Origin of the sequence: Bradyrhizobium sp., assembly GCF_049798375.1 — a bacterium.
In the GTDB taxonomy this organism is placed as follows: domain Bacteria; phylum Pseudomonadota; class Alphaproteobacteria; order Rhizobiales; family Xanthobacteraceae; genus Bradyrhizobium.
The window spans coordinates 1-2,930 of sequence record NZ_JBARGP010000816.1; the positions used below are offsets into that span (position 1 = coordinate 1).

The following is a 2,930-nucleotide window of genomic DNA, read 5'->3' on the forward strand; positions in this document are numbered from 1 at the left end:
AGGTATCCTCGAGGAAATCGACACTGTCGGCGAACAGCGACACCGAGCCGATCCGCAGCGCCACAGCAAATTCGACGCCGAAATAGAGCAGGTTCAGCACCGCGACTGTGATCACTGTGCGGCGCACTGCGGCCATGTCAGGCGTGGCCCTCTCCATCGCGTCAACCGCCGTCCTGTGCCGCCAGCCGCTCCGCCTCGGCGAGATCCTCGGCGGTGTTGGCGTTGAAGAACGGATCGACCGGCGTAATCGGCCAGCTCACGGTCGCCAGAGGATAGCGCGCGGTGAAGCGGTCGATCCGCCTGATGTCCTCAACCGTGAGTGCGTGGCGCAGCTCCTCGCGCAAAGCGACCTTCCACAATCCGATCACCGGATGCGACTGGTTGCCGGAGGCGGCGACCCCAAGCTCGGCGCCCTCCGTGGTGCGCGCCGCAGTGAGCCGCGCCACCAGGTCGCGGGGTAGGAACGGGCAGTCGCCGGCCGCGCTCAGCATCCACGCGGCATCGGGGCGGTTCGCTGCCACCCAGTCCAGCCCGGCCAGGATGCCGGCGAGCGGACCCGGAAAATCGGCGACGCTGTCGGGGACGACCGGAAGGCCGAAGGCGGCGAAGCGCGCGGGATCGCCATTGGCGTTGAGAATGAGATCGCTGCATTGTGGCTTAAGCCGCGCAATCACGCGGTCAAGGATGGTGCGACCGCCGATCGCGCGCATCGGCTTGTCGCCGCCGCCCATGCGCCGTGCCAGTCCGCCGGCCAGCAGCACGCAGGGAATCTGTGCGGCGTTGTCTTGCGTCAGCTCCGGCGTCAGCTCAGTCATCGCCGCGTCCGCCCTTGCGCCGGTGCCTGGCCGATTCCTCTTCGACGTAAGCGAGATCCTGATCGTACACCATGCGCTCCTCGCCCGATAGCGTGATGAAGCGCTTGCCGCGGGCGCGCCCGACCAAGGTCAGCCCGACCTGCCGCGCCAGCTCGACGCCCCAGGCCGTGAAGCCCGAGCGCGACACCAGGATCGGAATTCCCATCCGCACCGTCTTGATCACCATCTCCGAAGTCAGCCGGCCCGTGGTGTAGAGGATCTTATCGGCAGGATCGACGCCGTGCCGATAGAGCCAGCCGGCGATCTTGTCGACTGCGTTGTGGCGGCCGACGTCTTCCGTGTAGCAGATCGGCGTGCCCTGTTCGCACAGCACGCAGCCATGAATGGCGCCAGCTTCGAGATACAGCGACGGCATGGTGTTGATGGTCTGCGTCATCTGGTAGAGCCAGGATGTCTTCAGTTCCGCCTTCGGCAGCGTGATGCTCTCGATCGCCTCCATCAGATCGCCGAACGCGGTGCCCTGTGCGCAGCCCGAGGTCTGGGTGCGCTTCTTCAGCTTGGCCTCGAAATTGGTGTGATGCGCTGTTCGTACGACCACCACCTGGAGGTCGTCGTCATATTCGACCTCGGTGACGACGTCGTCGTATTTCAGCATGTTCTGATTGAGCAGATAGCCGAGCGCGAGGTAGTCCGGGTAGTCGCCGATCGTCATCATGGTGACGATCTCCTGCGCGTTCAGGTACAGGGTCAGCGGCCGCTCCACCGGCACGTTGATCTCGACCCGCGCGCCGGTCTGGTCGATGCCGGCGACGCGCTGCGTGAGCCGCGGATCGAGCGGATCGGGCAGGATGCGCGGAGGAGGGGATTTGGCAGATGTCGTCATGCGTGCGACGTTAGCATGACATTGACCGTGCACCGATATAAAGCTTACCCAGACAAGAGCACGAATGGGTTCCGTCATTGCGAGCGAAGCGAAGCAATCCAGAACCTGAACAAGACCTGGATTGCTTCGTCGCTGTCGCTCCTCGCAATGACGGCAGACGCGCTGTCGGGTCGCGGAGACCGAGATGAAAGTAATTGGCCTCGCCGGCTGGAGCGGCGCCGGCAAGACCACCCTGTTGACGCGTGCGCTTCCGCATCTTTTGGCGCAGGGCCTGCGCGTGTCCGTGATCAAGCATGCCCATCACAAATTCGATGTCGACACGCCGGGCAAGGATTCCTGGCGTCATCGCGAGGCCGGCGCCGAGGAGGTACTGGTCTCCTCAGGCACCCGCTGGGCGCTGATGCACGAGCTGCGCGGCGAGCAGGAGCCGGCGTTGCCGGAACTGCTGGCAAAGCTGTCGCCGGTCGATCTCGTCGTCATCGAGGGCTACAAGACCGATCCGCATCACAAGATCGAGGTGCATCGCGCAGATAACCGCAAGCCGCTGCTGTTCCCGAACGACCCCGGCATTGTCGGCATCGCCACCGATGTGGACGTTGCAACGACGCTGCCGACGGTCCATCTCGATGACATCCGGGCGGTGGCTGCGATGATGCTGCGTTCGGCGATGCCGATTGCCGATCTGCTGGTTTCGGCGGGAACCTGAAGAGAGCAACAATGGCGCAACTCTCCGACGACTGCTTCGCCTTCGGCGGCCCGCTGATGTCGATCGACGACGCGGTCAGCATCATCACCGCTCGCGTCAAGCCGGTGATGGAGACCGAGCCGGTCGCGCTACTGGCGGCCGATGGGCGTGTCCTCGCCAGCGACGTCGCTGCGCCTTTGCCGCTGCCGCCTTTCACCAATTCCGCGGTCGATGGCTACGCCGTGCGCTCAAGCGATCTGCCACATGGAGCCGAGGCCGTCTGGCCGGTGACCGGACGTGTCGCGGCCGGCGCTGCGGCAATGCCGATCGCGCCTGCGCATGCGATGCGCATCTTCACCGGCGCACCGATGCCTGATGGCGCCGATACTGTGTTCATGCAGGAGGACGTTCGCGTCGCCGGCGACGATCGCGTCGTGCTGCCCGCCGGTCTCAAGCCCGGCGCCAATGTGCGTCCCGCGGGCGAGGATATCGCGCTCGGCGCGGTGGCGCTGAAAGCGGGCCAGCGGCTGCGGCCGCAGCATGTCGC

At 65.4% G+C, this 2,930-nt stretch carries 3 protein-coding genes and 2 pseudogenes; 2 read left to right on the plus strand and 3 right to left on the minus strand.

Annotated elements, in window-relative coordinates:
- The 3 genes and pseudogenes from WA702_RS30825 to WA702_RS30835 all read right to left on the minus strand — a co-directional run.
- Positions 1–136 (minus strand): annotated as a pseudogene (locus tag WA702_RS30825) (cation transporter); the annotation flags it as partial.
- Positions 137–161: 25 nt separating this feature from the next.
- Positions 162–815, minus strand: a complete 654-nt coding sequence (gene mobA / locus WA702_RS30830; RefSeq protein WP_425114315.1) for a molybdenum cofactor guanylyltransferase MobA — start codon at positions 813–815, stop codon at positions 162–164.
- Positions 808–1,698, minus strand: coding sequence for a formate dehydrogenase accessory sulfurtransferase FdhD (locus tag WA702_RS30835; protein WP_425114316.1), 891 nt, complete (start codon positions 1,696–1,698; stop codon positions 808–810). The genes mobA and WA702_RS30835 overlap by 8 nt, the downstream gene beginning before the upstream one ends.
- A 184-nt stretch (positions 1,699–1,882) precedes the next feature.
- Here WA702_RS30835 and mobB point away from each other — a divergent pair, with 184 nt between their 5' ends.
- Together mobB and WA702_RS30845 are read left to right on the plus strand one after the other, a co-directional pair.
- Complete coding sequence (gene mobB / locus WA702_RS30840) at positions 1,883–2,404, plus strand: molybdopterin-guanine dinucleotide biosynthesis protein B (RefSeq protein WP_425114317.1); 522 nt, start codon at positions 1,883–1,885, stop codon at positions 2,402–2,404.
- A gap of 11 nt (positions 2,405–2,415) precedes the next feature.
- Positions 2,416–2,930, plus strand: a pseudogene (locus WA702_RS30845) (gephyrin-like molybdotransferase Glp); the annotation flags it as partial.

Excerpts from the sequence above, each read along its gene's own strand:
- mobA (WP_425114315.1), bottom strand. The coding sequence starts at position 815 with ATGACTGAGCTGACGCCGGAGCTGACGCAAGACAACGCCGCACAGATT.
- WA702_RS30835 (WP_425114316.1), bottom strand. The coding sequence starts at position 1,698 with ATGACGACATCTGCCAAATCCCCTCCTCCGCGCATCCTGCCCGATCCG.
- mobB (WP_425114317.1), top strand. The coding sequence starts at position 1,883 with ATGAAAGTAATTGGCCTCGCCGGCTGGAGCGGCGCCGGCAAGACCACC.